Annotated in this window: 4 protein-coding genes and 1 pseudogene; 2 read left to right on the top strand and 3 right to left on the bottom strand. The window is 61.0% G+C overall.

Annotation, left to right across the window (positions count from 1 at the left end; translation table 11 throughout):
• Positions 1-747: pseudogene (locus ABX749_RS21345) on the top strand (RNA methylase, NOL1/NOP2/sun family protein); the annotation flags it as partial.
• Between the two features lie 274 nt (positions 748-1,021).
• Here the strand turns inward: ABX749_RS21345 and folD are convergent.
• Positions 1,022-1,915 carry a bifunctional methylenetetrahydrofolate dehydrogenase/methenyltetrahydrofolate cyclohydrolase FolD gene (folD, locus tag ABX749_RS21340; RefSeq protein ID WP_372897761.1) on the bottom strand — a complete coding sequence of 298 codons (894 nt, stop codon included), beginning with the start codon at positions 1,913-1,915 and terminating at the stop codon, positions 1,022-1,024.
• A gap of 174 nt (positions 1,916-2,089) precedes the next feature.
• Between folD and ABX749_RS21335 the strand changes: the two genes are divergently transcribed.
• The gene (locus tag ABX749_RS21335; RefSeq protein ID WP_372897760.1) at positions 2,090-3,802 is read left to right on the top strand and encodes an NADPH-dependent assimilatory sulfite reductase hemoprotein subunit; all 1,713 of its coding nucleotides are present in this window, start codon (positions 2,090-2,092) and stop codon (positions 3,800-3,802) included.
• A 36-nt stretch (positions 3,803-3,838) separates the two neighbouring features.
• Here the strand turns inward: ABX749_RS21335 and ABX749_RS21330 are convergent, their stop codons facing one another.
• Positions 3,839-4,594, bottom strand: a complete 756-nt coding sequence (locus ABX749_RS21330; protein ID WP_372897759.1) for an FHA domain-containing protein — start codon at positions 4,592-4,594, stop codon at positions 3,839-3,841.
• 141 nt (positions 4,595-4,735) lie between these two features.
• Positions 4,736-5,048 (bottom strand): ThuA domain-containing protein (locus ABX749_RS21325; RefSeq protein ID WP_372897758.1); only part of this gene is annotated, 313 nt, incomplete at its 5' end.

The raw sequence follows: 5,048 nt of genomic DNA, 5'->3' as shown, positions 1-5,048 counted from the left end.
GCCGCGGTTTCAAAGACACAGATCGAACACAGCGCGTTGCGGGCCAAGCGGATTCTTGCGTCGGCCGTCCACCTGCTCCGCCCCGGAGGCCGATTGGTGCTCAGCACGTGCACGTTCGCCGAAGCGGAAAACGAATCTCAAGTGCGTTGGTTATTGGACCAAGACGGCGTGACATCCGAACCACTCGATCGCCTGGCAGACTATGCGAGCGATGAGACCGGATGCAGCTATCGCTTGTGGCCCCACCGCCACGACTGTGCGGGCAGTTTTGCCGCGTCGCTGCGCTGTGACCTCGACGACGCGATTCCCGCTGCGTCGGCGATTGGAGCGAAACGCAAACGCCGCAAGAAGCCGGAGCGGTTGCCGGAGGAATTGGGCGACTGGTTCGACGCGACGCCGCAGCGATACCAGGTCGCCGGCGCGGTCATTTGGGCATGGCCCGAAGACGCCCCGCCGTGGGTCGAATCGATTGCCGCCGGCGGTCCCGAAGCGGCCTATCGCACCGGCCAAACCTGGAAGCCCGCGCATGGTGCGGCGTTACGTCGAACCGGTGCGTTGCGGGCGACGGAAGGGATCGAAGTCGATGCGACGACGGCACAGCGGTTCCTCGGTGGCGAACCGATCCCGTGCGAGGCATCGGGCTGGTGCGTCGTGCGTTACCAGGGCCGAGCGCTGGGCTGGGTGAAGGCGTCTCGCGGGACCGGCAAAAATCACCTGCCCGCCGCCGCCAGGATGATCGTGCAATAGGCGTCCCGCTAAGCCTGTTCGACCCAATGCTTGATGGGGCCGAAACGGGCGTAAAGCAGGGGTTGGTCAAAAAATGAGTTGGTCAAAAAATGGGTTGGCCAGAGATGGATGGGGGCAGCAAAAATGAGGCAGGAGGAGCGATGGGGTGGTTCGCCAATCGAGTCCGAGCAGCTGTCTTCATTTTTTGACCAACCCATTTTTTGACCCATTTTCTCTCTCGACCATGCCGGAGGCAACGGTTCATCACGCGATCTCGAAACGCGTCGACTCGCATCTAACGGCCGCTTTGCAGTTTTGCCGCGGCCAGGGTGTTGTGCAGCAGCATCGCGATCGTCAGCGGGCCGACGCCGCCGGGGACCGGCGTGATCGCCGAGGCGACGTCTTTGGCCTGATCGAAGGCCACGTCGCCGACCAGTTTGTCGCCGACGCGATTGATCCCGACATCGATCACGATCGCGCCGGGTTTGATCATGTCACCGGTGATCATTTCGGGGCGGCCGATCGCGGCGATCAAGCAATCCGCATCGCGGCACACGTCGGCCAGATTTGCGGTCCTGCTGTGGGCGATCGTCACGGTGGCATTGGCGACGTCGGGGCCGCACGAACCGGTTTTCTGGGCCAACATCATCGCCATCGGTTTGCCGACGATGTCGCTGCGCCCGACGACACAGACCTTTTTCCCCGCGACCGACAGGTTTGATCGCCCGAGCAGCTGAACGATGCCGTGCGGGGTGCAGGGCAGGAATCGCGGCCGGCCCTGCATCAACAGGCCGACATTGACGGGCGAAAAGGCGTCGACATCCTTGAGCGGATCGATGGCGTCGAGAATTTCCCGCTCGTCGTACTCCACGCCGGAGCCTGTCGGCAGCGGGAGCTGAACCAAGATGCCGTTGACGTTGGTGTCGGTGTTGAGTTCGGCGATCAACGCCATCAGTTCGTCTTGACCGGCGTCGGCGGGCAAGCGATGGGTGCGGCCGTCGATGCCGGCTTTTTCGCAGGCACGCGCCTTGTTTCGCACGTAGACCTGACTGGCGGGGTCCTCGCCCACCAACACGGCGGTCAGGCAGGGTGGCGGGGCGCCACCGGCAACAAAATCCGCGACTTCCATGGCGAGATCTGCGCGGATTTCTGCCGCAACCTGTTTTCCATCCAAAATCACTGCCGTCATGTTCGCCTCGTGTTGCGTCAGCTCGTCGCACCCCTGTTCTGCCAGCCTGTCATCGGCCGATGGGTTTACCATAGTGGGAATTGCGATTGAGCGTTATAGTTCGCGTAGATTCACAGTTCTTCTCTCGCCAGGTCCCCGACCCGCGAAACGATATCACACAGGATTTTTGACTCGATGTCTACCGAAGCGCCGAAGCTTAGCCCGGTCGAAAAAATCAAAGAGGAAAGCCAGTATCTCAAGGGCACCATCGACACCGAGATGGCCGCCGACAGCGATCATTTTGGCAAGTCCGACATTCAATTGCTGAAATTTCACGGCACCTACCAGCAAGACGATCGCGACAAGCGGGTGGAATTGAAGAAAGCCGGCGGCGGTAAAGCGTACGCGATGATGGTCCGTTGCCGGATCCCCGGTGGCCGAATCACCAGCCAGCAGATGCTCGCCCAATTGGATCTGTGCGACGAGCTGGGTGATTCGACGATGAAGATCACGACCCGGCAAACGCTGCAATTGCACGGCGTGCTCAAGAAAGACCTGCGTGCGACGATCAATCGCATCAACGAAATCGAATTGTCGACGTTGGCCGCCTGCGGCGACGTCAATCGCAACGTCATGTGCTGCCCGGCCAAACGTGCCGACGGGGTGCACCAGGCGATGGTCCAACTGACCGATGAATTGGTCACCGCGCTGGCCCCGCAAACACCGGCCTATCACGAGCTGTGGCTGACCGATCCGGAGACCGGTGAAAAAACGCTCCAAGGCGGCGGGCCGGTCGTTGAACCCCTCTACGGACCGACCTATCTGCCGCGAAAGTTCAAGGTCGGGATCGCGTTGCCGGAAGACAACTGCATCGACATCTACACGCAAGACCTGGGATTCCTGGCCGTCGTCCGCGACGGTGCGATCGTCGGCTACAACGTCTTGGTCGGCGGCGGCATGGGCGTCACGCCCGCCCTCAAGAAAACCTATCCCGCGCTGGCCAAACGGATGGCGTTTTGCACGCCCGAACAAGCGGTCGAAGTCAGCAAGGCGGTGATCAAGGTCCAGCGCGACCATGGCAACCGCGCCGATCGCAAGGTCGCACGGATGAAGTACCTGGTCGATGAGTGGGGCGTTGAAAAATTCCGCCGCGCGGTCGAAGAGCAATTCGGCCAGCCGCTGGCCGACTGCGAGCCCGATGATGTGACCGGCTTCGACGACCACATGGGCTGGCAAGACCAGGGCGACGGAAAATGGTCCTACGGACTGAACATCGAAAACGGCCGTCTGTACGACAACGATCACCGTCAACTCAAAGCGATGATGCGTGAGGTCTGTCGAACCTTCGGCACCGAACTGCGGATGACCGGTCACCAGAGCATCATCGTGACGGACATCGATCCGGCCGACAAAGACAAGCTGATCGAAATCATCCAGCGACACAACGTTCGCACGACCGAGGAAACCAGCACGGTCCGCCGCTGGTCCATGGCCTGCGTCGCATTGCCGACCTGTGGTTTGGCGATCACCGAAAGCGAACGCCGTTTGCCCAGTCTGATCGACGACCTGGAACAACCCCTGGCCAAACTCGGATTGGACAAGGAACGGTTCACGATTCGAGTGACCGGCTGCCCCAACGGATGCGCCCGGCCCTACAACGCGGACTTGGCGTTGGTCGGAAAGGCCAAGGACAAGTACACCTTGTTTGCCGGCGGCGGATGGCTGGGCAATCGATTGGCGTATCTGTACAAGGACTTGGTCCCGTCGGATCAGATCGCCGGCGAGATCATCGCCATCGCCTCGGCGTACAAAGCCAATCGAAACGAAGGCGAGTCGCTGGGCGATTTCTGTGCCCGGGTCGGACAGGAAGACCTGACCGTGATGGCCGCTGCCGCACCGAAACCCTAACGCGCCCGCACGTTTGGCCGACACGGTCCATCGAACCTAGCGAATGAACAGATTCCGGAGCGCCGCTGACGCGGCGCTCTGTGAATCCTTGGGTCGCTTCGGGCGGAGATGATCGGGAATCTTACGCGACTCCGGGGAAGCCGACTCGGTGTCGTCCGCGGACACGTCCAAACGGTCCGTCGAAGGGGCGCCGCCGTCGGCAACTTGGATCGATGTGGTCGAGGACGTTTGGTCGTCCTGGTCCGACTGGTCCTGGTCCGACTCGTCCGCCTTCACCGGATCGGCCTTGATCTCCGGCTCGTCGGTGGCCGCGAAACGGCGCAGCAACGGGGATGCGGATCCCTGCGAACGCCCCAGGTCCGACGCGAGTTCATCAAGCTCGACCAACAGTTGCGCCGCCCCTTTGGACGTGTCTGCCGGAATCACCGGTGGCCCCGACAGCGTGGAAAGATCGGTCGGCTTGAAACGAAAGGGCTTCCCGGTTGCCTGGTCGCGTATGGAAACGCGAAAGGTGTATTTGCCGATTTTCAGATGATCATGGTGGCTGAGCGGCTTGGGAACGCCGGCCTCGATCAATTCCCCTTCCACGACGGTTCCGTTTCGACTGCCCAAATCTTGTATCAAGACGTCGGTGTCATTGAACGTGATCGTGCAGTGCTTTCGGCTGACCGACCGCGAAGCAAACGTCAGATCGCACTGCTCGTTGCGACCGATCAAGTAGGGCGATCGGTCAATGATGTGTCGACTGCCTCTTCGCGAGCCATTGGTCTGCAGAAGGGTGAGACGAAACAAGAGTCGACTGCCAAGTCCGGTTTGACGAAGAACACATCATCAGCCACGATCGGCCTGTGATCATAGGGACTTGTCGTGAAGATTACGCGAAGCGGCACATGGCATTGGATGAATAACGGACCTGCCGTGGTGGATCGACACCTATCTGATAGCGGGAGCCAAGGCGGGCTCGAGGCTCTCCATTTTGTCCGTCGGCGTGGCGTCCGCCGGTAAATCACCGAGCGCGTATTGAATGCCGTCGAGCATGTGCTTGACGATCACCGGATTGGCAAACGTGTCCTCGCGGTGGCCGAAGTTGGTGTAGAACACCCGTCCGTCACCGGCAGCACGGATCCATGAAACAGGAACCTCACGCGGCCCATCGTTGATGCGACTGGAGACGGCTTCCTTGCTCATGTCCAGGCTGACCAACAGACGCAGCACGCCCGTACCGACGTAGGACTTGGGGTCGTAT

This window comes from Stieleria sp., from assembly GCF_041595215.1.
In the GTDB taxonomy this organism is placed as follows: Bacteria; Planctomycetota; Planctomycetia; order Pirellulales; family Pirellulaceae; genus Stieleria; species Stieleria magnilauensis.
Note: the sequence above shows the minus strand (reverse complement) of the source record. Positions and strands in the feature narration are given on the sequence as shown.